The 24,733-nt window shown below is 62.2% G+C and carries 18 protein-coding genes; 9 read left to right on the forward strand and 9 right to left on the reverse strand.

Translation table 11 applies throughout. The annotated features are described in order from the left end of the window. Nucleotides 1-76 precede the first annotated feature (76 nt). On the reverse strand, nucleotides 77-2,092 hold the full coding sequence (locus tag AACQ95_RS10985; protein WP_241278589.1) for an NADPH-dependent 2,4-dienoyl-CoA reductase: 2,016 nt from the start codon (nucleotides 2,090-2,092) through the stop codon (nucleotides 77-79). A 331-nt stretch (nucleotides 2,093-2,423) separates the two neighbouring features. Here AACQ95_RS10985 and sppA point away from each other — a divergent pair, with 331 nt between their 5' ends. Then, entirely contained in the window at nucleotides 2,424-4,268 is a 1,845-nt protein-coding gene (sppA, locus tag AACQ95_RS10990; RefSeq protein WP_241278590.1) for a signal peptide peptidase SppA, read from the forward strand. Nucleotides 4,269-4,334: 66 nt separating this feature from the next. Here sppA and AACQ95_RS10995 read toward each other — a convergent pair whose 3' ends face one another. Together AACQ95_RS10995 and AACQ95_RS11000 are read right to left on the reverse strand one after the other, a co-directional pair. After that, nucleotides 4,335-4,892, reverse strand: coding sequence for an NUDIX domain-containing protein (locus AACQ95_RS10995; protein ID WP_043140095.1), 558 nt, complete (start codon nucleotides 4,890-4,892; stop codon nucleotides 4,335-4,337). 5 nt (nucleotides 4,893-4,897) lie between these two features. Continuing rightward, the gene (locus AACQ95_RS11000) at nucleotides 4,898-5,698 is read right to left on the reverse strand and encodes a DUF2989 domain-containing protein (RefSeq protein ID WP_241278591.1); all 801 of its coding nucleotides are present in this window, start codon (nucleotides 5,696-5,698) and stop codon (nucleotides 4,898-4,900) included. A 197-nt stretch (nucleotides 5,699-5,895) separates the two neighbouring features. Between AACQ95_RS11000 and AACQ95_RS11005 the strand changes: the two genes are divergently transcribed. Then, complete coding sequence (locus tag AACQ95_RS11005; RefSeq protein ID WP_043140089.1) at nucleotides 5,896-7,326, forward strand: glyceraldehyde-3-phosphate dehydrogenase; 1,431 nt, start codon at nucleotides 5,896-5,898, stop codon at nucleotides 7,324-7,326. Nucleotides 7,327-7,366: 40 nt separating this feature from the next. Next, nucleotides 7,367-7,660, forward strand: coding sequence for a YeaC family protein (locus AACQ95_RS11010; RefSeq protein ID WP_043140085.1), 294 nt, complete (start codon nucleotides 7,367-7,369; stop codon nucleotides 7,658-7,660). 87 nt (nucleotides 7,661-7,747) lie between these two features. On the opposite strand, the gene ansA is transcribed toward AACQ95_RS11010, so the two are convergent. Then, nucleotides 7,748-8,755: an asparaginase gene (gene ansA / locus AACQ95_RS11015; RefSeq protein ID WP_042866682.1), complete on the reverse strand. Its 1,008-nt coding sequence runs from the start codon at nucleotides 8,753-8,755 to the stop codon at nucleotides 7,748-7,750. Nucleotides 8,756-9,227: 472 nt separating this feature from the next. On the opposite strand from ansA, the gene gltS reads away from it, so the two are divergent. Next, a complete protein-coding gene (gene gltS / locus AACQ95_RS11020) occupies nucleotides 9,228-10,427 on the forward strand; it encodes a sodium/glutamate symporter (protein WP_042866683.1) in 1,200 nt (399 codons plus the stop codon). A gap of 238 nt (nucleotides 10,428-10,665) precedes the next feature. Here gltS and AACQ95_RS11025 read toward each other — a convergent pair whose 3' ends face one another. After that, a complete protein-coding gene (locus AACQ95_RS11025) occupies nucleotides 10,666-12,537 on the reverse strand; it encodes a methyl-accepting chemotaxis protein (RefSeq protein ID WP_098982718.1) in 1,872 nt (623 codons plus the stop codon). A 252-nt stretch (nucleotides 12,538-12,789) separates the two neighbouring features. On the opposite strand from AACQ95_RS11025, the gene prfB reads away from it, so the two are divergent. After that, nucleotides 12,790-13,888, forward strand: a protein-coding gene (gene prfB, locus AACQ95_RS11030) for a peptide chain release factor 2 (protein WP_098982715.1) whose coding sequence is annotated in 2 segments (ribosomal slippage) — nucleotides 12,790-12,864 and nucleotides 12,866-13,888 — 1,098 coding nt in all. Because the reading frame shifts where the segments join, the coding sequence is not laid out codon by codon here. A 23-nt stretch (nucleotides 13,889-13,911) separates the two neighbouring features. Continuing rightward, nucleotides 13,912-15,450: a lysine--tRNA ligase gene (gene lysS / locus AACQ95_RS11035; RefSeq protein WP_042866684.1), complete on the forward strand. Its 1,539-nt coding sequence runs from the start codon at nucleotides 13,912-13,914 to the stop codon at nucleotides 15,448-15,450. 120 nt (nucleotides 15,451-15,570) lie between these two features. On the opposite strand, the gene AACQ95_RS11040 is transcribed toward lysS, so the two are convergent. Then, on the reverse strand, nucleotides 15,571-16,377 hold the full coding sequence (locus AACQ95_RS11040; protein WP_241278592.1) for a PhzF family phenazine biosynthesis protein: 807 nt from the start codon (nucleotides 16,375-16,377) through the stop codon (nucleotides 15,571-15,573). Between the two features lie 199 nt (nucleotides 16,378-16,576). Here AACQ95_RS11040 and AACQ95_RS11045 point away from each other — a divergent pair, with 199 nt between their 5' ends. Genes AACQ95_RS11045 through AACQ95_RS11055 form a run of 3 tightly spaced genes read left to right on the forward strand, consistent with a single transcriptional unit; the run spans nucleotide 16,577 to nucleotide 20,887 of the window. Beyond that, nucleotides 16,577-18,367: an assimilatory sulfite reductase (NADPH) flavoprotein subunit gene (locus AACQ95_RS11045; RefSeq protein ID WP_241278593.1), complete on the forward strand. Its 1,791-nt coding sequence runs from the start codon at nucleotides 16,577-16,579 to the stop codon at nucleotides 18,365-18,367. Beyond that, the gene (gene cysI / locus AACQ95_RS11050; RefSeq protein ID WP_241278594.1) at nucleotides 18,367-20,079 is read left to right on the forward strand and encodes an assimilatory sulfite reductase (NADPH) hemoprotein subunit; all 1,713 of its coding nucleotides are present in this window, start codon (nucleotides 18,367-18,369) and stop codon (nucleotides 20,077-20,079) included. The genes AACQ95_RS11045 and cysI overlap by 1 nt, the downstream gene beginning before the upstream one ends. Next, nucleotides 20,069-20,887 (forward strand): phosphoadenylyl-sulfate reductase, encoded by an 819-nt coding sequence (locus AACQ95_RS11055; protein WP_241278595.1) that lies wholly within the window; start codon nucleotides 20,069-20,071, stop codon nucleotides 20,885-20,887. The genes cysI and AACQ95_RS11055 overlap by 11 nt, the downstream gene beginning before the upstream one ends. Before the next feature lie 103 nt (nucleotides 20,888-20,990). Here AACQ95_RS11055 and proX read toward each other — a convergent pair whose 3' ends face one another. From proX to proV, 3 genes are read right to left on the reverse strand one after another with little or no spacing between them, the layout of a single operon-like run. Then, entirely contained in the window at nucleotides 20,991-21,986 is a 996-nt protein-coding gene (gene proX / locus AACQ95_RS11060; protein WP_241278596.1) for a glycine betaine/L-proline ABC transporter substrate-binding protein ProX, read from the reverse strand. After that, nucleotides 21,983-23,134 (reverse strand): glycine betaine/L-proline ABC transporter permease ProW, encoded by a 1,152-nt coding sequence (gene proW / locus AACQ95_RS11065; RefSeq protein ID WP_241278597.1) that lies wholly within the window; start codon nucleotides 23,132-23,134, stop codon nucleotides 21,983-21,985. The genes proX and proW overlap by 4 nt, the downstream gene beginning before the upstream one ends. Then, nucleotides 23,131-24,327 (reverse strand): glycine betaine/L-proline ABC transporter ATP-binding protein ProV, encoded by a 1,197-nt coding sequence (gene proV / locus AACQ95_RS11070; protein ID WP_043556197.1) that lies wholly within the window; start codon nucleotides 24,325-24,327, stop codon nucleotides 23,131-23,133. Before proV ends, proW begins: the two co-directional genes overlap by 4 nt. Nucleotides 24,328-24,733 lie beyond the last annotated feature (406 nt).

Raw genomic sequence — 24,733 nt, forward strand, 5'->3', positions numbered from 1 at the left:
GATGGCGCTACCTTAGCACAGCGCAGAATGAAGAAAACCCCTGAGGCTCAGGGGTTTATCGCAATGCCATGGCGAACTAGATGACGGCCGCCAGCTCGGCCCCCTGACGGATGGCGCGCTTGGCATCCAGCTCGGCGGCCACGTCGGCGCCACCTATGATGTGTACCGGCTTGCCCGCCGCCTGCAATCCGGCCTGCAGCTCCTTGAGCGGCTCCTGTCCGGCGCAGATGATCACCTGATCCACCGGCAGGCACTGCCGGATTTCGCCCACCTGAATGTGCAGGCCCTCGTCGTCGATGCGCAGGTACTGGACGCCGGAGAGCATCTGCACCTTGCGGTTCTTGAGCACGGTTCTGTGGATCCAGCCGGTGGTCTTGCCAAGGCCGTCCCCCACCTTGCTTTCTTTTCGCTGCAGCAGCCAGATCTGGCGCTCGGGGGCGTCGATCTCGGGGGCCATCAGGCCACCGCGTTCGCCAAACTGCTTGTCGATGCCCCACTCCTTGAGCCAGTGATCGCGGCTGCGATCCCCCTTGCCCTCTACCAGATATTCGGCCACGTCGAAGCCGATGCCGCCGGCACCGATCACCGCCACCTTGTCGCCCACCGGCTTGTGATCCCGCAGCACGTCTATGTAATTGAGCACCTTGGGATGCTCTATGCCTGGGATGTTCGGAGTGCGCGGACGTATGCCGGTGGCGAGGATCACCTCGTCAAAGCCGCCGCCGAGCAGGCTCTCGGCACTCTGGCGCTGACCGAGGTAGAGCTCGACGCCGCACTTCTCCAGCCGTTTGGCAAAGTAGCGCAGGGTTTCGTGAAACTCCTCCTTGCCCGGGATCTGCTTGGCGAAGTTGAACTGGCCGCCAATCTCGCTCGCCTGATCGAACAGGCTCACCTGATGGCCGCGCTCGGCGGCGTAGCAGGCAAACGCCAGCCCGGCCGGGCCCGCCCCCACCACCGCCAGCTTCTTGGGCTGGGGCACGCGGCCGAAGGTGAGTTCGGTCTCGAAACAGGCGCGGGGATTGACCAGGCAGGAGGCGCGCTTCTGCTTGAACACGTGATCCAGGCAGGCCTGGTTGCAGGCGATGCAGGTGTTGATCTCGTCCGCCCGGTTCTCGGCGGCCTTGATGACAAATTCAGGGTCGGCCAGGAAGGGGCGCGCCATGGAGACCATGTCCGCCTCCCCCTGGGCCAATATGCGCTCGGCCACCTCGGGGGTATTGATCCGGTTGGTGGTGATAAGCGGCACACTCAGATGCTTCTTGAGCTCCGCCGTCACCCAGCTAAAGGCGCCGCGCGGCACGCTGGTGGCTATGGTGGGAATGCGCGCCTCGTGCCAGCCGATGCCGGTGTTGATCAGGGTCACGCCGACCTGCTCCAGCGCCTTGCCCAGCGCAATCACCTCTTCCAGGGTGGAGCCCTGCTCCACCAGATCCAGCATGGAGAGTCGGAAGATGATGATGAAATCCGTACCCACCTGCTCGCGGATGGCGCGCACTATCTCCACCGGGAAGCGCATCCGGTTCTCATTGCTGCCGCCCCAGCCATCGGTGCGCTTGTTGGTGCGCTCGCAGATGAACTGGTTGATGAGATAGCCTTCCGAGCCCATCACCTCGACCCCGTCGTAACCGGCCGCCTTGGCCAGTTGCGCGGTGGAGGCAAAGTCGCGAATGGTGCCGCGGATCTGCCGCTCGCTCATGGCGCGCGGCTTGAACGGGGAGATGGGCGCCTTGAGGGCGCTCGGCGCCAGGCTGAACGGATGGTAGGCGTAACGGCCGGCATGGAGGATCTGCAGCGCTATCTTGCCCCCCTCCTGATGCACGGCCTGGGTCACCTTCTTGTGCCTGGCGACCTGCCAGGGGAAGCTCAGCTGCGAACCGTGGGGCACCAGCCGCCCACGCAGATTGGGGGCTATGCCGCCGGTGACGATGAGGCCGACGCCGCCACGGGCGCGCTCGGCATAGAAGGCGGCCAGCTTGTCGAAGCCGCCCTTCTCCTCTTCGAGGCCTGTGTGCATGGAGCCCATCAATACCCGGTTCTTAAGCTGAGTAAAGCCGAGATCGAGAGGGGTCAGAAGCGTTGGGTAGCGGCTCATCATGAACTCCTTTTCGAGGCCGGTGCGCCGGAATCCATACGCGATGCCCGGTTCTTGAGCTGGGTAAAGCCGGCGTCGAGGGGCGTCAGAAACGTAGGGTAGCGGCTCACAAGGCCTCCGGTTAACTTTTTGTTATCAAATTGAAGCTAGAGTAAAGAATCGAAAATGCTTTTTCAAACAAATGTTTGGACATTTTTTCGGCGAACAGACGTGTTCCGAAGCAAGGAAGGAGAATCGCGCCATCGATCGCACCCAAGCGGAAATGGCAATTGGCGGGTCAACTGGTTAATAATGGCCCTTCTCTACCCATTAACAGGGCGATAACGCGGCTATGTCTATTTTCAAAGGTCTGGGGTGGCTGTTTCGCAGCCTCTGGCGTCTGCTCAACTTTACCCGGCTGATGCTGGTCAATCTGCTGTTTCTCATCGTCGTGCTGGTCATCATTTTCAGCGTCAGCCAGAAAGAGGCGCCCAGCGCCCCCATCGAAGGGGCCCTCACCCTCAATCTCTCCGGCGTGCTGGTGGAACAGCGCTCGCAAACCGATCCTACGGTGCAACTGCTGCGCCAGGTGGACAACAGCGAAGAGCTGCCCAGCGAGATAGTCCTCTCCGATCTGCTGTGGGCCATTCGCAGTGCCAAGGATGACGATCGCATCAAGGCGCTGGTCGTCAAGCCGCAGGGGCTGCAGGGTACCAGCTTCTCCAAACTGCAGGAGGTGGCGACGGCCATCGACGAGTTCAAGGAGAGCGGCAAGCCGGTCATCGCCATGGCCGACTACTACAATCAGGGCCAGTACCTGCTGGCCGCCCACGCCGATCACGTGCTGCTCAACCAGAGCGGCGCCGTGCTGATCGAGGGGCTGGGCGTCTACCAGACCTACTTCAAGTCGGCACTGGAGCAGCTCAACATCACCCCCCACGTGTTCAAGGTCGGCACCTACAAGTCCTTCGTCGAGCCCTATACCCGCGACGATATGTCCCCCGAGAGCAAGGAGGCGAACCAGCGCTGGCTGGATCAGCTGTGGCAATCCTATGTGGCGGACGTGGCCGAGCAGCGGGAGATAGAACCCGAGGCCGTCGCGCCCGGCAAGGATCGCTTCCTCGAGCTGCTGCGCAAGGCCGGTGGCAACGCTGCCAACTACGCCCTCGACAACGGCCTGGTGGATCAGCTGGCCACCCGCGACGAGATGACCCAGGCGGTCATCAAGGAAGTGGGGGAAGACGAGGATCACGGCTGGAAAGGGGTCGGTCTGAAAACCTATCTGGCGGCGATCCCCGAGCAGTACCCCCAGAGCGGCAAGGATGAGGTGGGCCTCATCGTCGCCAGCGGCGCCATCATGGATGGCGTGCAGCCGGCCGGCACCATAGGCGGCGACAGCCTCTCCGATCTGCTGGCCGATGCCCGCCGTGACGACAAGGTGAAAGCCGTGGTGCTGCGGGTCGACAGCCCGGGCGGCAGCGCCTTCGCCGCCGAGCAGATCCGCGCCGAGCTGCTGGCTCTGAAGCAGGCCGGCAAGCCTGTGGTGATCTCCATGGGCAGCTACGCCGCCTCCGGTGGCTACTGGATCTCCGCCGATGCGGACAAGATCTTCGCCTCCCCCACCACCCTCACCGGCTCCATCGGGGTGTTCGGCATGTTCGCCACCATCGACAAGGCGCTCTCCCAGTACGGGGTGCACACCGACGGCGTCGGCACCACGGATTACGTCGGCGTCGGCCTGACCCGCGCCCTGCCGGATCACGTCGGCCAGGCCATTCAACTGAGCGTGGAAGACACCTATCAGCGCTTCGTCGGCCTGGTGAGCAAGGGCCGCGGCCTGAGCCCGGAAGAGGCGGAAAAAGCGGCCGAGGGCCGGGTCTGGACCGGTCAGGATGCCAAGACGCTGGGGCTGGTGGATGAGTTTGGCAACCAGGAGGCCGCCATCAAGGCCGCCGCCGAGCTCGCCAACCTCAAGGAGTGGCAGGTCACTCCCATAGAAAAGGAGGAGTCCACCAGAGACAGGTTCCTGCGTCAGCTGTTCGACAGCAGCGCCCAGGCGCTGGCCCCGCACCTGCAAAGCTGGTTGCCGGCAGGTTTTGGCAAGGCGCTGGCAGAGGTGAACCGCAGCCTGGATCCGCTGACCCGCTTCAACGACCCGCAGGGCACCTACGCCTTCTGCCCGGTCTGTGTGCCGTAACCGGCAGACGCGCAACAAAAAACCGCCCTGGGGCGGTTTTTTTACATCTGCCTCAAGGGGCCCGAGTCACGCCAGCAGGCCGGATTCGTGCCAGTGGTGCAGCTCGGCCAGTACCCGGGTTTCGCGCGCCGTCCACTGGGGGCAGGGGCCAGCCAGCTGGGTCTTGTTGGTCTGCAGCGCATCTTCCAGCTCGAACCAGCCAGGAGTGAAGCCGAGTCGCACCTCGTAGGGCTGGGGCCGCGGCTCGCTCCAGTCCTCCCCCACCTGGCAGAGGTAGTAGAAGGAGCGGATGCAGTAGGCGTCATAGTCGGCCTCGCGGGCGGCGCGATACTCCCGGGTCTGGCCGAGCAGGGCGCCGACTGCCACCAGCTCGGCGCCACACTCTTCGCGCAGCTCGCGTGCCAGGGCGGCGCTGTGGCACTCCCCCTCCTCTATGCCGCCACCGGGAAACATGAGATCGCCGTTGACCCGGGAGTGAACCAGCAGCAGCCGGTCACCGCGCAGGACTATGGCCCTGACGGTGACACGCTCCAGCTGGCGGCCACCCGGGGTCACCTGGCCGTGCATGAACTGGATGTCGAAGGGGTGAGGCCAGTCGCTGGCCAGTTGTTCAATGTGATTCATCAGGTTCAGGGACGGTAAGTCCCGCTTTGTAGCTGCTCGACCAGGGTGGCGGCCTGGCTATCCCAGGCCTCCTGATCGGCTTTGCTCAGGGAGTGATAGAGGCCGAAGCGCTTGGCCGAGACCTCGGGCGTATTCTGGAACGACTCGCTCACCTTGCCCCACAGATAGGCCAGACCGTACTGCTTCTGACTCATGTAGAGGGTGCTGAGAGAGGTGAGGATCCGGCCGTTGACCGCATCCCCTTCCCGATAGAGGGAGAGCGCATGGTGCATGAGCGCGATGGCCTTCTGCGGTTCGGTTTTGGCATAGATGCCCCCCAATGCCAGCTGCAACTCGGGCTCCTCCAGCACGGGCTGCCCCTCCAGCGCCATGAACTGCTGGCGTGCCAGCTCGTTGGTATTGTTGGTCCAGTGCCAGAGCAACAGGTAGGGATCCTGCGAGTTGCGGGTAGCGGCATCGAGCCGGGCCAGCTGATCGCCGGCGGCCAGCATCCCCTCCACCCGAGGGCTCTTCTGCTCCCGGGCCGTCTTGTATTCGATGTTGGTGGAGCGCTCGGCGCACTTGAGGTAACGCTCCAGGCTGCGCATCACATCATATTTGCGCCTGTCCGTCCCCTCTTCCTGCAGATGGTAGCGAGCCCGGATGACGTCGGTTCGCTCATAGCGACACCAACCGTCATCCACCAGGTCCTGACAGAGGGTCGGATGATTGCCGCAGATGTTGTGGATCCTGTCGTCGTTGCAGGCCGTGAGGGTCAGGCCGCAACAGAGAGCGAACAGCAGGGAGCGCGCTGGAAAATGGGTCATGGTTCACATCTTGTTGGTAACAATTGCAGCCTGTCACGGCCACCCTTGGCTAGCAAACAGATTACATATCCATTACAATGCGCGCGCCGTATAAGGCCGCGACTGCAGAATAATATAACGAAATATACATCCCTACACTGATCTGCATTCGACGAATTTCTATTTGCCCCAACAACGTGAAATAAAGGATCTGGTTAATGACCCACGAGCACTACTTGCAAGCGTGGCAGGAGAGCCAGGAGCTCGCCGAAGCCATGCAACCCTTGATAGGTCGCCTCTACCGACAGCAAGGGATCGAGATCACCGTCTACGGACGTCCCCTGCAAAACGCCTCCACCATCGACATCCTCAAGGCCCACAGGGTCGTCCGCCGCCATCAGGGCGCCCCGCTGCCGATCCAACAGAGCTTCCCCCTGCTGCAGGCCATCCTGGCCCTCAACCCGACCGCCGCCGAGATCGATCTGGGCAAGCTGGCCGTCGGTTACTGGCAGGATCACCAGGATGAAGCCGGCATCGACGACTACCTGCGCGCCAAGCTGGCACCGGCCCTGGGTCGCGGCGTACCGGCCCCCACCGATGTTGTGCTCTACGGCTTTGGCCGCATCGGCCGCCTGCTGGCCCGGCTGCTGATCGAGCGCACCGGCGCCGCCAACTCCCTGCGTCTGCGCGCCATAGTCGTGCGCGGTGGCCGCGAGGGGGATCTGGAGAAACGTGCCAGCCTGCTGCGCCGCGACTCGGTGCACGGCCCCTTCAACGGCTCCATCGAGGTGGATGCCGAGCGCAGCGCCATTATCGCCAACGGCACCTTCATCCAGGTGATCTATGCAAACAGCCCGGCCGACATCGACTACACAGCCCATGGCATCCAGAATGCGCTGATCGTCGACAACACGGGTGTCTGGCGCGACGAGGCGGGGCTGTCCGAGCACCTCAAGGCGCGCGGCGCCGCCCGTGTGCTGCTGACCGCCCCCGGCAAGGGCGAGATGAAGAACGTGGTGTTCGGGGTCAACCACGAGGTGATAGGTCCGGATGACAAGATCATCTCGGCCGCCTCCTGCACCACCAACGCCATCACCCCAGTGCTCAAGGTGATGCAGGACAAGTACGGCATCCGCCACGGCCACGTGGAGACGGTGCACTCCTACACCAACGATCAGAACCTGATCGACAACTATCACAAGGGCGAGCGCCGCGGTCGCAGCGCGGCCCTCAACATGGTGATGACCAGCACGGGCGCCGCCAAGGCGGTGGCCAAGGCGCTGCCCGAGCTCAAGGGCAAGCTGACCGGCAACGCCATCCGGGTGCCGACCCCCAATGTGTCGCTCGCCATCATCAACCTGTCGCTGGAGCAGAGCACGGATCGGGATAGCCTGAACGCCTATCTGCAGCAGATGGCGCTGAGCTCGGCCCTGCATCGCCAGATCGATTTCAGCGCCAGCACTGAGCTGGTCTCCTCCGACATGGTGGGTTCCCGCTTCGCGGGCATAGTGGACTCCCAGGCCACCATAGCCGAGGGGGATCACTGCGTGCTCTACGTATGGTATGACAACGAGTTCGGGTACAGTTGTCAGGTAGTGCGGGTGATGGAGCAGATGGCTGGCGCGGTTCGCCAGGATCTGCCCGCCTGATCCCGATTCGTCATGGCTCAATGTGCAAGGAGAAGGCCGGATGTCGTTTCAACAGGGTGAGTTTCAACAGGCCATCAGACAGATGCCCAAAGAAGTGTATGAGCGGCTCAAGACCGCAGTCGAGCTCGGCAAGTGGCCCGATGGCAAGCCCCTCACCGACGAGCAGAAGGCCACCTCGCTGCAGGCGGTGATGGCCTGGCAGGCGATGCACATCGACAATCCCGAGCACATGAACATAGGCCGTGACGGCGAGATAGTGATGAAGAGCAAGAGCGAGCTGAAACGTCAGTATCGGGATGAGGAAGAGATAGTCCGCATCGAGATCAGTCACTGAGCCTTGCCGCGAGCCCAGGCTCGCACGCCATAGCAAAAAGGGGAGCCATCATGGCTCCCCTTTTTTTTGTTCAGCGATAGCGACCAGTCAGGGCGTCAGCTCGCCGCGCAGGGACTGCTGCATCAGCTCGCGGATGCGCGGCGCCGGCAAGTCCTGGCTCAGCAGGAAGTGCAGCTTGGTCAGCGCCGCCTCGGCCGTCATGTCAAAGCCCGAGATGACCCCGGCACGGGACAAGGCATTGCCGGTGGCATAGCCGCCCATGTTGACCTTGCCGTGCAGGCACTGGCTCAGGTTGACTATGATGACGCCGCGGGCCGAGGCCTCGGAGAGCAACGCCAGCATGGCCGGGTTCTGCGGCGCATTGCCCACCCCGAACGACAGCAGGATCAGCGCCTTCACCGGCTGCTGCAGGATATTGGCGATCACCTCGCTGGAGATGCCCGGATAGAGGGTCACCACGCCGATAGGCTGGGGGGTGATGTCGTGCAGCACCAGCGGCCGCTCGGACGGTGCGCCCAGCTCGCCCGCCTCCAACGAGATGGCGATGCCGGCGTTGAGCAACGGCGGATAGTTCGGTGAATCGAAGGCGTGGAAGCCATCGGCGTGCACCTTCTTGCTGCGGTTGCCGCGATAGAGCTGGTTGTTGAAAAACAGCGTCACCTCGTGGATCGGGTAGTTGGCCGCGATGTAGAGGGCGTTGAGCAGGTTCTGCTGACCGTCGGAGCGCAGCTCGGCGAGCGGGATCTGGGAGCCGGTGATGATCACCGGCTTGTGCAGATCTTCGAGCATGAAGGAGAGGGCCGAGGCGGTGAACGACATGGTATCTGTGCCGTGCAGGATCACGAAGCCATCGTATTTCTCGTAGTTGTCTCGAATGTCCTCGGCGATGCGCTGCCAGTCCGCCGGCGTCATGTCGGAGGAGTCGATGAGGGGATCGTATTCGTGAATATGGTAATCCGGCATCTCGGGGCGATGAAACTCGGGCATCCGCGCCAGACAGTCTTCCATGAAGCCCGCCATCGGCACATAGCCGTGGTCGGAGCGCTGCATCCCTATGGTGCCGCCTGTGTAGGCAATGTAGATGGACTTCTTCACACCCTCTCCTCTTTGATGGGCACAACACCCATGTTAATGGGCTGAATACCCGCAAACCATGAATCCCATGGGAAACGAACCTGTGTCTTCACATTCCGTTCGTTGCCGCTGATGGGCTGGAAACCGGCGAATTATAGAGACTGGCGCCCCAAATGACAGCCGGGAAATGGCCTGCAGGCCGTATTAAACGGCGACTAACCCAATAGTGTTAAATGTCACAATAAAGTACAAACATGACCATTAATCTGACAAATCTGGATATAAGCGGTGCTTTTTGCTACTATCCGCCGGATTTTTCATAAATCTCATCTGGATGCCTGATCCGTTCAGGCCCACATCGATCCCATTTTTGCGTGGGACGGGGGCATGTCGCCCCTTCTTTGTTGGCACGTGAGCCACACTGTTTTTATCCCGGCTGAATCTGTGAGTCTTCATCAACGAAAGACACAGCCAATCAACATGGGAGTACTGAATGCTACAACTTGATTCCTACGCCACCCTGGTCGCTGCCACCCTGGTGCTGCTGCTCGGTCGTTTGCTGGTGACCCGAGTCGGGCTGCTGCGAACCTTCAACATCCCCAAACCGGTTGCCGGCGGCCTGGTGGTCGCTCTGGTGCTGTTGCTGCTGCGCTCGACCCTGCAGCTGGAGTTGCAATTCGACACCAGTTTGCAGACCCCGCTGATGCTGGCCTTCTTCGCCTCCATCGGTCTCTCCGCCGATCTAGCCAGCCTCAAGCGCGGCGGCAAGGCGGTGATCACCTTCCTGATGGTGGTGACCGGCCTGCTGCTGGTGCAAAACAGCCTGGGTGTGGGTCTGGCGACCCTGCTCGGTCTGGACCCACACATGGGGCTGCTGGCCGGCTCCATCACCCTCTCCGGCGGCCACGGCACAGGTGCGGCCTGGAGCGCCACCTTCGCCGAGAAGTACGGGGTGCAATCCGCCGCCGAACTCGCCATCGCCTGTGCCACCTTCGGCCTGGTGCTGGGCGGCCTGATCGGCGGCCCGGTGGCCCGCTATCTGGTCAAGAAGGTGCAGGTGCCCGGTGAAGAGCACAACAAGGATGAGGCGCCCAAGGGCTTCGAGATGCCCGACATGGAGCGCCCGCTCACTACCTTCAGCCTGATCGAAACGCTGGCGCTGATCGCCATCAGCCTCAAAGGGGGCGAACTGCTCTCCGCCTCCCTCAAGGGCGGCGCGCTGGAGCTGCCGATCTTCGTCTGCGTGCTGTTTGTCGGTGTGCTGCTGCGCAACCTGTTGACCCTGTTCAACTGGCATGAGGTGAGCGACCGCGAGGTTTCTCTGCTCGGCAACGTCAGCCTGTCGCTGTTCCTGGCCATGGCGCTGATGAGCCTCAAGCTGTGGGATCTCGCCAGCCTGGCGCTGCCCATCTTCATCCTGCTGGCCGCCCAGACGGTGGCGATGGCGCTCTACGCCATCTTCGTCACCTTCCGGGTCATGGGCAGCAACTATGATGCGGCCGTGCTGGCGGCGGGCCACTGCGGCTTCGGCCTGGGGGCCACCCCGACGGCCATTGCCAACATGCAGGCCATCACCCAGCGCTTCGGCCCGTCCCATCTGGCGTTCCTGGTGGTGCCCATGGTGGGGGCCTTCTTCATCGACATCATCAACGCCATGGTGATCAAGCTGTTTATGGCGCTCCCCTTCCTGTAAACCGCTCGGCCAGACGTGATATGAACAAGAGCCCACCTCATGGTGGGCTCTTTGCTTGCTGGCATCCTGGCTGTGCGGCGCCATCGTCCGTTGGCAACACCACCCAGGCGGCAACGGCAAGCATGGCCAGCCGCCTTCCCTGTCATGACACAGCCAGACCGCAGACAACAAAAAGCCCCGCACCAGGGTGCGGGGCTTTGTTCAGGATGGGACGCAGGCGTCCCATCGGCATCATCCCTTACAGGATAAAGGTCGACACCTGCTGGTTCAGGTCGGTGGCGCGACCCTTGAGGCTCTGGGCCTGATCCAGATCGCGCATGGCGGCGGCGGTGATCTCGTCACTCACATCCTTGATGGCGGTGGTGTTCTGGGTGATCTCGCCAGTCACCTGGGTCTGCTCCTCGGCGGCGGTGGCGATCTGGCCCGCCATGTCGGAGATGAGCGACACGGCCCGGGTGATCTCTTCCAGCGCGGCGGCGGCGGCATCAGCGTCTTTCACGCTGTTGTCCGCCAGCCCCTGGCTGGTCTGCATCAGGCTCACCGCACGGGCAGTGGTCTGTTGCAGCGTCTCTATGGTGGACTGGATCTCCTGGGTGGAGTCCTGAGTACGGCGGGACAACACCCGCACCTCGTCCGCCACCACGGCGAAACCACGACCCTGTTCACCGGCACGGGCCGCTTCGATGGCCGCGTTCAGCGCCAGCAGGTTGGTCTGCTCGGCTATGCCCTGGATGGTGGAGAGGATGCCGGAGATGGCCTGGGCATGACGGCTCAGCTCGCCGATCACCTCGGTCGCCTGCCCCACCTCTTCGGCCAGACCGTTGATGGACTGGCGAGTCTGGTTCACCAGCATCTTGCCCTGCTCACTGCTCTGGGCGGATTGCTGGGCGGCGGCGGCAGTGTTCTCGGCGTTGCCGGCGATCTCCATGGTGGCGCTCGCCATCTCGGTGACGGCGGTGGCGACCATGGTCACTTCCTGCTGCTGACGCTGCAGCTCGTCCACGGCGGCCTGGTTGGTCACCAGACTGCGCTCGGCATCGGCGTTCAGCTCGTTGGCCAGCTTGCGGATGTTGCCGATCAGCTGGTGCTGGCTGCCGACGAAGCGGTTGAAGCTGTTGGCCAGCTGGCCCACTTCGTCGTTGGCGTCGATCTTGATGCGCTGGGTCAGATCGCCGTTACCGTCGGCGATGCGGGCCAGGGCCTGGGAGACCTTGCTGAGCGGGCCGAGCAGCAGACTCACCAGCCAGGAGATGGCGATGATGCTGCCCACCAGCACCAGCAGGGCCAGGCCGAGCTGGGTCATCAGCAGGGAGGAGAGCGGAGCTTCCAGGGTTTCCTTGTCCAGCACCAGCACCAGCTCCCAGTCGGTATCCGGGATATCCACGGCCCACAGCAGCTTGTCACGGCCTTCGTTGTCGAAGTAGGCCGGGATCAGGCTGTTGCTGGCCTTGCTCTGTTCGATCAGGGCGTTGGTCAGATCGTTGTCGATCTCGGTGGCTGGCTTCATCGCCTTGGCTGCGTCCTTGTACGCGATGACGGTGCCATCCTTGTGCATCATGATGGCGATGCCGTCGGCGGGCAGCTTCATCCGGGTGACGTCTTCCACCAGGGAGGCGATGGAGAGATCACCACCGACCACGCCGCCCTGCGCCGGCTGGGCCAGGGTCACCACCATGATGTTGTAGGCCACATCCAGATAGGGCTTGGTCACGATCAGGCCGCCCTTGCTCATGGCTTCCTGATACCAGCCACGGGAGCGAGGGTCATAGCCGTCACGGTTGATGGAAGGGTCAGAGTCGTTCATCTTGCCGCTGCCCTCACCGAAGTAGGTGAGCTGGAAGCGACCCGAGACTTGCGCCTGTTGCAGGGCGTTGAGGGGGTCGGCACCGGCCTTGCTGCCGAGCGCCTGGATCACGTCGCGACGGGCGGAGAGCCAGTCACTGACACTGGCGGCCTGCTGGCTGCCGAGGCGTTGCACCTGTTCCTGACTGCCTTGCAGCAACAGGGACTTCTGGCTGGTATAGCTCTGCCAGGAGAGCAGCAGGATCACCAATGACAAGGCGATCACCACTGACAACAGTATCTTCTGCTTGAGTGATAGGTTTTTCATCATGATTTCTTCTTATGAGGTCAGGAACAGGATTTCCCAAAAGTGCACAGCACTGCATCGTTGTTAGCGACCCGCCAGGCCGAAACTGAACCTGAAAATGAGTCTGCGGGCGATATTTTCCACCGAGTTGGGGAAAACTGCACCAGAAATTGACTACAGGACGCGCACAAGGACAGGCGACCCTGTTTATTCCTTCCACAATTGGCTAGAATATCCCGTTTTTAAATCACATCGACCCCGAGAGTTTTCACGATGTTTGAAGTCAATCCTGTATTAAACAAGCTTAAGGAGCTGTCTGAGAGGACCGAGCTTCTTAGGGGGTACCTTTGACTATGACGCCAAGAAAGAGCGTCTAGAAGAGGTCAACGCCGAGCTGGAACAGCCGGACGTATGGAATGAGCCGGAGCGCGCACAGGCGCTGGGCAAGGAGCGCGTCACGCTGGAAAACGTGGTGGGCACCATAGACACCCTGACCCAGGGCGCCGAAGACGTCGAAATGCTGGTGAGCCTGGCGGTGGAAGGGGAAGACGAAGAGACCTTCAACGAAGCCGTGGCCGAAGCCGATGTGCTGGAAAGCAAGCTGGTGGATCTGGAATTCCGCCGCATGTTCTCCGGTCAGCACGACGCCTCCGACTGCTACATCGACATCCAGTCCGGCTCCGGTGGTACCGAAGCACAGGATTGGGCCAACATGGTGCTGCGCATGTACCTGCGCTGGGGCGATGCCCACGGTTACAAGCCTGAGCTGATCGAGCTCTCTGACGGCGACGTGGCCGGCATCAAGTCCGCCACCATCAAGTTCACCGGCGAATACGCCTTCGGCTGGCTGCGCACCGAGACCGGCGTCCACCGTCTGGTTCGCAAATCTCCGTTCGATTCCGGTGGCCGCCGCCACACCTCGTTCTGCTCCATCTTCGTTTATCCCGAGATCGATGACGACATCGACATCGAGATCAACCCGGCAGACCTGCGTATCGACGTCTACCGTGCCTCCGGCGCCGGTGGTCAGCACGTCAACCGGACCGAATCCGCGGTACGTATCACCCACATACCAACGGGTGTCGTGGTACAGTGCCAAAACGATCGTTCCCAGCACAAAAACAAAGATCAGTGTATGAAGCAGCTGAAAGCCAAGCTCTACGAGCTGGAAATTCAGAAGCAAAACGCTGAGAAACAAGCCCTCGAAGAGACCAAGTCCGATATCGGCTGGGGCAGCCAGATCCGTTCCTATGTGCTGGATGATGCGCGCATCAAGGATCTACGTACCGGCGTCGAAACCCGCAATACCCAAGCGGTACTCGACGGCGACCTGGACAAGTTTATCGAAGCTAGCCTGAAGTCAGGCCTGTAAAAAACAGAACAGCAGGAATCACCATGTCTGAACAAACCACAACTCCGGAAGTCGACCACACTCTCGAACTGAACAACGAGATGACGGAGCGTCGTTCCAAGCTGGCCGCCTTGCGTGCCCAGGGCAACCCCTTCCCCAACGACTTCCGTCGTGACAGCCTCTCCGGCGATCTGCACGCCGAGTTTGGCGACAAGAGCGCCGAAGAACTGGTGGCCTTGGGTAAACAGGTGAAGATTGCCGGTCGCATCATGACCCGCCGGATCATGGGCAAGGCGTCCTTCGCCACCCTGCAGGACATGGCTGGCAAGATCCAGGTCTACGTGACCCGTGACGATCTGCCGGAAGGCTTCTACAACGAGCAGTTCAAGAAGTGGGATCTGGGTGACATAGTCGGCGTGGAAGGGACACTGTTCCGCACCAACACAGGTGAACTCTCGGTGCACGTCTCCACCATACGTCTGCTGACCAAGGCACTGCGTCCGCTGCCCGAGAAGCACAAGGGTCTGACCGACCAGGAAGCACGCTGCCGCCAGCGTTACCTGGATCTGATCGCCAACGAAGAGTCCCGCAAGACCTTCATGATCCGCACCAAGGTGGTTGCCGGCATCCGCAAGTTCTTCAACGACAAGCGCTTCATGGAAGTGGAAACCCCCATGATGCAGGTCATCCCGGGTGGCGCCTCCGCGCGTCCGTTCGTCACTCACCACAATGCGCTGGACATCGACATGTACCTGCGTATCGCCCCCGAGCTCTATCTGAAGCGTCTGGTGGTCGGTGGTTTCGAGCGCGTGTACGAGATCAACCGCAACTTCCGTAACGAAGGCATCTCGGTTCGTCACAACCCCGAGTTCACCATGATCGAGTTCTACATGGCCTATGCCGACTACATCGATCTGATGGACCTGACCGAAGAGCTGCTGCGCACCCTGGCGCAGGACATTCTGGGCGACACCAAGATCCGTTACGCCAAAGAGGGCGAAGAGGGTCTGACCATCGACTTCGGTCAACCGTTCCAGCGCCTCACCATGGTGGACTCCATCCTGAAGTACGCCGATGGCGTTACCCTGGAAGATCTCTCCACCCTGGAGAGCGCCAAGGCCGTTGCCAAGCGTCTGCACATCGAGCTGATGAAGGGCTGGGAGCTGGGTCACGTGATCACCGCCATCTTCGAAGAGACAGTGGAGCACATGCTGCTGCAACCGACCTTCATCACCGAGTACCCGGCCGCCGTCTCTCCGCTGGCGCGCCGCAACGACGTGAACCCGGACGTGACCGACCGCTTCGAGTTCTTCATCGGTGGCCGCGAGCTGGCCAACGGCTTCTCCGAGCTGAACGATGCGGAAGATCAGGCCAAACGCTTCCAGGATCAGGTGAACCAGAAAGAAGCCGGTGACGACGAAGCCATGTTCTACGACGCCGACTTCGTGACCGCGCTGGAACACGGTCTGCCGCCGACTGCCGGTCAGGGCATTGGTATCGACCGTCTGGTGATGCTGTTCACCAACAGCCACACCATCCGCGACGTCATCCTGTTCCCGGCCCTGCGCCCGCAACAGAAATAAGCCCGATGCGCAGGCCTGGCCTGCACCTCGATGACAATGAAACGCCCCGCAACTGCGGGGCGTTTTTTATGGCGAAGGCAGCCCGGTGGCGGGCCCCAGAGGGTAACGCACGCCGGCACCTCACGAGGTGGACGGCAGCAGCCACTCCCCCTGCCACAGGGTCAGCGCCTGGCCCGACATCCACACGCGATCCCCCTGCAACTCGAGCACAAGCTCCCCGCCCCGCGCGGAGATCTGGCGGGCCCTCAGCTGCGTCTTGCCGAGCCGCTCGGCCCAGAAGGGCACCAGGGCACAGTGGTTGGAGCCGGTGACGGGATCCTCCTCCACCCCGACCCAGGGGGCGAAGTAGCGGGAGACGAAGTCATCATCCCCGCAGCTGGAAGGGGCCGTCACCATCAGGCCGCGACCGGGCAGGGCGCGCAGGGCGTGAAAATCGGGGGTGAGCGCGCGGACTTCCTCCTCGCTTGCCAGCTCCAGCAGAAACTTGGCGCCGGCGGCCAGAGTCTGCACGGGTGTGCAACCGACCGCCGCCCCATAGGCAGGATCCAGCGCCAGAGGCGTGAGCGGGATGCGCGGGAAATCGAGCCGGATCCACTCTCCCTCGCGCCTGGCCAGCAGTTCCCCGCTGCGGGTCTCGAAGCGGATGCCCTCCTGCGGTGCCACAGCCCCCGTCTGCCACAGCACATGGGCGGCCGCCAGGGTGCCGTGACCACAGAGATCCACCTCCACCCTGGGGGTAAACCAGCGCAGCCGATAGTGCGCCGCCCCCAGGGGACTGAGGAAGGCGGTCTCCGACAGGTTGAACTCGGCCGCCATGGCCTGCAGCTGCGCATCGGACTGGGCCGGCCCCAGCACCACCACGGCCGGGTTGCCGCCAAAGGGCTGCCGGCTGAAGGCATTGACATGAAACAGTCTGACAATCGACATTCGCATTTCCTGTTGTGCCACGACCGGGCTCATTCATCGCCGTTTATACCATGAAACCGGGCCCTGCCCGAACGGGCCCAGGAGCCCACCAGGCACGTTTTTAATGCACTAATAGAATAAAAAAGACATTTTTATTCTTTGTTGTTATCCATCACACCCCTTAACCTGACCAAAAATCAGACCATGGAAGACGAGTGTGATGCAATTGAAGGATTCTCTGACCAACCTAGCCCCCCTCTCTGATGAACAACAACGTCAGCTGAACCAGGCGCTCTCGACCCTCAATACCCAGCAACTGGTCTGGGTGAGCGGCTATCTCTACGGTCTCTCCCAATCCGGCAGCCAGCCTGCGGCAGCCAGCGGTGCGCCGGCGGCACCCGGCGGCAGCCTGACCATTCTCTACGGATCCCAGACAGGCAACGCCAAGGGCGTGGCCAGTGCCATCAAGGCACAGGCCGAGGCACGCGGCCTGCCGGTGACCCTCACCTCCATGGCCGACTACAAACCCAAGCAGCTCAAGAAAGAGACCCACCTGCTGGTGGTAGTGAGCACTTACGGGGAGGGTGAACCACCGGAGAGCGCGGTCGATCTGTTTGAGCAGCTCAAGAAGGGCAAGGTCGGCAAGCTGGAGGGGCTCAAGTTCGCCGTACTGGGGCTGGGTGACAGCTCCTACGAATTTTTCTGCCAGACCGGAAAGGATTTTGATGGCCTGCTGACCAAGGCGGGCGCCGATCGCGTGCATGAGCTTGCCAGCCTGGATGTGGACTATCAGGAGGCCGCCAAGGCCTGGGGCGAGCAGGCGGTCAATGCCATTGCCACCACCCTCTCCGCAGGTTCGACCAGCAGCAGCGTGACGAACGCGGTGCAACAGGCGGTCGGCCACAGCCAGTACGACAAGGCCAACCCCTTCCCGGCCCGCCTGTCACTGAATCAGAAGATCACCGGCCGCGACTCGACCAAGGATATCCGCCATGTCGAGATCAGCCTGGAGGCGTCCGGCATCACCTATCAGCCGGGGGACGCCCTCGGGGTCTGGTTCGACAACGACGCCGATCTGGTGGGGGAAGTGCTGGCCCTGGCCGGACGTAGTGGTGACGAGGCGACCGCCCACGGCAGCCTGCGCGAGGTGCTCACCCGCAACCTGGAGCTGACCCGGCTGCACGGCGGCTTCATCACGGGTCTCGCCGAGCTATCCGACAATGCGGCGCTCAAGGATCTGGCCGGTGACAAGGCTCAGGTCAACGCCCTGGTGGCCTCTGCCCAGGTGGTGGATGTGCTGAAACGCTTCCCGACCCCCTTGAGCGCAGAACAGCTGATCGGCCTGCTGCGCCCGCTCACCCCGCGCCTCTACTCCATCGCCTCCGCCCAGAGCGAGGTGGAAGAGGAGGTGCACCTGACAGTCGCGGTGGTGCGCTACCCGCAGGAAGATGGCACAGTGCGCTCTGGCGCCGCCTCCTCCTATCTGGCGGACAGGCTGGCCGAGGATGCCGAGGTGCGGGTGTTCGTCGAGCACAACGACAACTTCCGCCTGCCGGCCAATCCCGATACCCCCGTCATCATGGTGGGACCGGGCACCGGCATAGCCCCCTTCCGCGCCTTCATGCAGGAGCGCGAGGCCCAGGATGCCTCGGGCAAGAACTGGCTCTTCTTCGGCAACCCCCGCTTCACCCAGGACTTCCTCTATCAGCTGGAGTGGCAGCGTTATGTGAAATCGGGTCTGCTGTCGAAGATCTCGCTGGCCTTCAGCCGGGATCAGGCCAACAAGATTTATGTGCAGGACAGGCTGCGTGAAGCGGGCCTGGAGCTCTACCAGTGGCTGGAAGCAGGTGCTCACTTCTATGTGTGCGGTGATGCCAATCACATGGCGAAAGATGTGCAGGAGGCCCTGCTGGATGTGATTGCCGAACACGGCCACAAGAGCCGTGAAGAAGCAGAAGAGTATTTGAGCGAATTGCGTCGTGCCAAACGTTATCAAAGGGATGTCTATTGATGAGCAAACAAGTGATTCCGGGACCGGTAGAAGGGCCGCTGGCCGACAACGAACGCCTCAAGCGCGAGAGCAACTTCCTGCGCGGCACCATAGCGCAGGATCTGCAGGATCCCCTCACCGGCGGCTTCAACGGTGACAACTTCCAGCTGATCCGTTTTCACGGCATGTATCAGCAGGATGACCGCGACATTCGCCCCGAGCGCACCGCCCAGAAGCTGGAGCCGCTGCACAACGTCATGCTGCGCGCCCGCCTGCCGGGCGGCATCATCACCCCGGCCCAGTGGCAGGTGATCGACAAGTTTGCCGAGGAGCACAGCCTGTACGGCAGCATTCGCCTCACCACCCGCCAGACCTTCCAGTTTCACGGGGTATTGAAGCGCGACATCAAGCTGATGCACCAGACCCTCAACAGCACGGGCATAGATTCCATCGCCACCGCCGGCGACGTGAACCGCAACGTGCTCTGCACCAGCAACCCGGTGGAGTCAGCGCTGCACCAGGAGGCCTACGAGTGGGCCAAGCAGATCTCCGAGCACCTGCTGCCCAAGACCCGCGCCTACGTGGAGATCTGGCTGGATGGCGAGAAGCTGGGTGGGGACGAGGAGCCGATCCTGGGCTCCAACTACCTGCCGCGCAAATTCAAGACGACAGTGGTGATCCCGCCCCACAACGACATAGACGTGCATGCCAACGATCTCAACTTCGTGGCCATCGCCGAAAACGGCAAGCTGGTGGGCTTCAACGTGCTGGTGGGTGGTGGTCTGGCCATGACCCACGGCGACACCAGCACCTATCCGCGCAAGGCGAGCGACTTTGGCTTTATTCCGCTCTCCCACGTGCTGGAGGTGGCGGCCGCCGTGGTCAGCACCCAGCGCGACTGGGGCAACCGGGTCAACCGCAAGAACGCCAAGACCAAGTACACGCTCGAACGGGTCGGGGTGGAGGCCTTCAAGGCCGAGGTGGAGAGCCGCGCCGGCATACCGTTCGGGCCTGTGCGTCCCTATGAGTTCACCAGCCGTGGCGATCGCTTCGGCTGGGTGGAGGGGATAGATGGCAAACACCACCTCACCCTCTTCATCGAGAACGGCCGTTTGCTGGACTTCCCGGGCAAGCCGCTCAAGACCGGCATGCTGGAGATCGCCCGCGTACATCAGGGGGATTTTCGCCTGACCGCCAACCAGAACCTCATCATCGCCGGCGTCCCCGCCAGCGAGAAGGCGCGCATCGAAGCTCTCGCGCGCCAGTACGGCCTGCTGGATGACGGCGTCAGCGAGCAGCGCAAGCAGTCCATGGCCTGCGTGGCCCTGCCCACCTGCCCGCTGGCGATGGCCGAAGCCGAGCGCATGCTGCCGGCGTTTGTCACCGACATCGAAGGCTTGCTCACCAAACACGCGTTGGCGGATGACGCCATCATATTCCGGGTCACCGGCTGCCCCAACGGCTGCGGCCGCGCCATGCTGGCGGAAGTGGGCCTGGTGGGCAAGGCGCCGGGCCGCTACAACCTGCACCTGGGTGGCAACCTGGAGGGGACCCGCATCCCGCGCCTCTATCAGGAGAACATCACGGAGCCGCAGATCCTGGCGGAACTGGATACGCTTATCGGCCGCTGGGCCACCGAGCGCGACGGTCACGAGTGCTTCGGCGATTTCGTGATCCGCGCAGGCATAGTGGCGCCCGTCATCGACTCCGCGAGGGACTTCTATGCAGCCTGAACTGACTGATGGCGGGCGGCTGACACTGACCGCCGATGGCAGGCTCGACCTCAATGCCCTGCTCTCCTTGAGCCGGGACGAGCAAACCAAGGCGCTGGCCCCTATCAATCAGGCTCTCGAGGCCATAAGCGCCCCCGAGCGGGTGCGCTGGGCGCTGGCGAACCTGCCGGGGGAACATGTGCTGTCGTCGAGCTTTGGCATCCAGGCGGCGCTGATGCTGCATCTGGTGAGCCGCGAGCGCGGCGATGTGCCCGTGGTGCTGACCGATACCGGTTATCTGTTCCCCGAGACCTACCGCTTTATCGATGAGCTGACCGGGCGCCTCACGCTGAATCTGAAGATATACAGGGCCGAGCTGTCACCGGCCTGGCAGGAGGCGCGCTTCGGCCTACTGTGGGAGCAGGGAGTGGAGGGGATCAGCCGCTACAACCAGCTCAACAAGGTGGAGCCCATGGACAGGGCCCTGAACGAGCTGGACGCCCAGACCTGGTTCTCCGGCCTGCGCCGAGAGCAGTCAGGCAGCCGGGGTGCGCTGCCGGTGCTGGGCATCCAGCGCGGCCGCTTCAAGTTCCTGCCGGTGATCGACTGGAGCAACAAGGACGTCTTCTACTACTTCAAGGAGCATGACCTCCCCTACCACCCGCTGTGGGAGCAGGGTTACCTCTCGGTCGGCGACGTGCACACCACCACCAAGTGGGAGCCGGGCATGAGCGAGGAGCAGACCCGCTTCTTCGGCCTCAAGCGCGAGTGCGGCCTGCACGAGGAGAGTGTCCAGGAAAGTGGCGAGCAGAGCGGCTCCGGCATCTGAGCCCGCTGACAAGGCAGGATCTGACAATAAAAAACGCCCGGCAACTGCCGGGCGTTTTTTATTGCTGAGGTGCGCAGGGAAGTGCGCCCTGCACGCCGTCCGCTTATTGCACGGCGGCGCGCGCCTGGGTCAGCCAGTCGTTGACCAGGGCCTCATGGCCCTTGAGCCAGGCCTCGGCGTGGCGCTCAATATCCGCCGGTTTGTTCTGGCCCTTGTTCATCAACCCGTTCTGGATGTTGATGTCGTTCAGCGGCAGCTTGACGATGCTGAACAGCTTGGCCGCCGCCGGGTTGGCCTCGGTGAACGCCTTGTTGGCCACTATGTGCATGGTGTTGACCGGAAAGCCGTAATCCTTGCCGTTGGGCAGGCGGGTCTGAGCGGCATCCTTGGCACCGGCAGGCACTTCCAGCCACACCACGTCCCGTCCCGGCACCAGCTCACTGCTCAGCCAGTAGGGGGTCCAGGTGTAGTAGAGCACCGGCTTGCCACTCTGGTAACGGGCCCGGGTATCGGCGATCAGGGCCGCGTAGTTGCCCTGCTTGTGGGTGATGGTCGGGGTCAGGCCGAACTCGTCCAGATGATGGTTGATGGCCTCTTCACAACCCCAGCCCGGGTTGCAGCCCACCAGATCGGCCTTGCCGTCGCCATCGCCGTCAAACAGCGCCGCCAGCTTGGGATCCTTGAGCTGACCCAGGTTGGTGATGCCGTACTGGGTGGCGGTCTCCTTGTCGATGAGGTAACCCTGGGCAGCGCCCGATACATAGGTGCCCTGGCGGAAGAACACCTTGTCGCCGCCAGCCTGTTCGTACTTGTTGTCCTGCAGCGGGATCCAGTTAAAGGCCAGGAAGGTGCCATCGCCCTGCGCCACCGAGGCGTAGGCCACGTTGTAATCCACCTCCTGCACCGCCTGGACGTCATAGCCCAGGCGATCCATCAGCTTGCTGACCAGCAGGGTCTGGAAGGTCTCTTCCGGCAAGGAGCTCTGCAAGGGTTGAACGCGGATCCCCTCCCCCGGCAGTTCGGTGCTGGCCATGGCGACCGAACTCAGCAACAGGGAGTTCAGCACCAGGGCGCTCAAGGTCTTAGTAATGAGTCTCATGCGTTTACTCCTTTGTAATCAATAACGTTACGGCGACCGCGCAGGCGCATCAGCAGGGCCACGGGACCATGTTGATACCAGCGGCCTGTGTGGCTGCGATCCCGCTGTCCCATGGCCTGGGTCAGACGGTCGAGCACTATGGCCAGCAGCACTATGCCGAGGCCGCCGATGGAGGCGAGCCCCATGTCGAGGCGACCTATGCCGCGCAGCACCATCTGGCCCAGACCACCGACCGCTATCATGGAGGCGATCACCACCATGGAGAGCGCCAGCATCAGGGTCTGGTTGACCCCGGCCATGATGGTGGGCATGGCGAGCGGCAGTTGTACCTTGAACAGCAGCTGGGAGGGGCTGGCGCCAAACGAATGGGCCGCCTCCACCAGATCCGCAGGCACCTGGCGGATCCCCAGCATGGTAAGCCGGATCATGGGCGGCAGGGCGAAGATGACGGTCACCACCACCCCGGGCACGTTGCCGATGCCGAACAGCATGACGATGGGAATGAGATAGACGAAGGCCGGGGTGGTCTGCATGGCATCCAGCAGCGGCCGGGTCCAGGTGGAGAGCCGCTCGCTGCGGGCCAGCAGAATACCGACCGGCAAGCCGATCAGGATGCAGAAGAAGAGCGAGGTCAGCACCAGCGACAGGGTCACCATGGCATCGGACCAGGCACCTATGAGGCCGATCCCGACGAGAGAAAGCAGGGTTCCGATCGCCATGCGACCGTTGACCAGCTGCCAGGCGATCAGGGTCAGCATCCCTATCATCAGGGTGGATGGCATCGTCTGCAGCAGATGGGTCATGCCGTTGAGGGTGACCTCTACCGGCGCCCGGATCAGCTGGAACAGGGGACGCAGGTTCTCGACCAGCCAGCCGATGCCGCCCTCGACCCAGACATCCAGCGGTACCAGCGCCTGCTGGAAGGGATCCAGCCAGTCGACGGCCGCGGAAGTATCCGCCGCTTCAATCTGGCTCTGCCAGTCGGCGGCCTGGGTTTCGGTACTGCCCCAGGGATCCGTGGCCACAGTCGTGGCGGCCGCGGCGCCCCAGGGATCGGCCTGCGCCTCATCGGCCCGGGCGGGGGCGCTCGCCAATAACAGCAGCGCCAGCAAGCCGGTCAGCAGACGATGAAAGAGTTTGATATTCATACCGGGGTACTCCTGTCCAGGGTGTTCAGCAAGTTGGCCTTGGAAATGAGCCCCAGATAGGTGCCATCTTGCTCGACCACGGGCACCTGACAGGGCGCTGCGGCCACCTGACTGATGAGTTCGTTGAGAGAGGTGTCGGCCTGGATGGGCTGGATATCGGCCAGCAAGGCCTGCTCCAGGCTTCCCTTGTTTTGCACCGCCTGACCGAGCGACTCGACCGAGACGACGCCGAGGAAGCGACGGCTGCGATCCACCACGTAACCAAACTCCCGCTCCTGATCCTTGAGCTGACGCAGGGCGTTGCCCGGCCCGTCCGTGGTGTGCTTCTTGATGAGCGGCATCTGCTTGCGACTGACGATATCGCGGGCACTGAACACGTTGGCCAGATCCACACCGCGAAAGAAGGCACGTACATAGTCGTTGGCGGGCTGGCTCAGGATCTCGTCGGGGGTCCCGACCTGGATCACCTGACCATCCTGCATGATGGCGATGCGATCGCCGATGCGCATCGCCTCGTCCAGATCGTGAGAGATGAAGACTATGGTGCGCTGATGGCTGGCCTGCAGCTTGAGCAGCTCATCCTGCATCTCGGTGCGGATCAGCGGATCCAGCGCGGAGAAGGCCTCGTCCATCAGCAGGATATCGGGGTCATTGGCCAGCGCGCGGGCCAATCCGACCCGCTGCTTCATGCCACCGGATAGAGCATCGGGGAAGGCGTCCATCCACTGGCCCAGGCCCACCTGATTGAGTGCCTGACGGGCACTTTCCTGGCGTTCGAGAAGCGGCACCCCGGCCAGCTCCAGGCCGAAGGCGGTATTTTCCAGCACGGTCAGATGAGGCATGAGGGCGAAGGATTGGAACACCATGCTGATCTTCTTGCGCCGCACCTGGCGCAGTTCACTGTCCGAGATGGCGGCAATGTCCTCACCGTCGATCAGCACCTGACCACGGGTCGGTTCGATCAGCCGGTTGAAGAGGCGCACCAGGGTGGATTTGCCCGAACCGGACAAGCCCATCACCACGAAGATCTCTCCCTCGTGGATGGCCAGATCGACCCCATGCACACCCAGGGTCTGCCCGGTCTTCTGCAGAATGCTGGCGCGGTCGTGCCCTTTCGCCAGCAATTTGAACGCCTTTTCCGGCTGTTCTCCGAAGATTTTATAGAGTGATTTCACTTCGAGTTTGACTGTCATACTGTCCTTTTTTCATGGTCGACATCTTGGTAGTTAACCTGCCGAACGCGAACCAATTACTTTCTACACTAAGCAGTTTTCATGAAAAACAAAAGAACCATAAGAGTCCTCACAAAACAATTAAAACATAACACATTGATTTATATCGTTTATTTTTGACAAGAAAAAGCCATAAATCGACAAGCATAGGCCATACCAGCATGAATTATTTGATTAGATAACTAATCATAGTTCTGTTTTGACAGGCCAATAAGAGGGGAAAATCAGGCAGACCGGGGGATGCCACCGGGCAAGATCCCGAACAGGCTGCAGGGCAGGAGAAATCCTTACAGCCCGAATGATATGCAGGCAAAAACGAGGGGATATAGGAGGGGGTTGAACGCAGCAATGTCACAGGCCCTGCCTG

The organism is Aeromonas sp. MR19 (assembly GCF_963899305.1).
GTDB lineage: Bacteria > Pseudomonadota > Gammaproteobacteria > Enterobacterales > Aeromonadaceae > Aeromonas > Aeromonas bestiarum.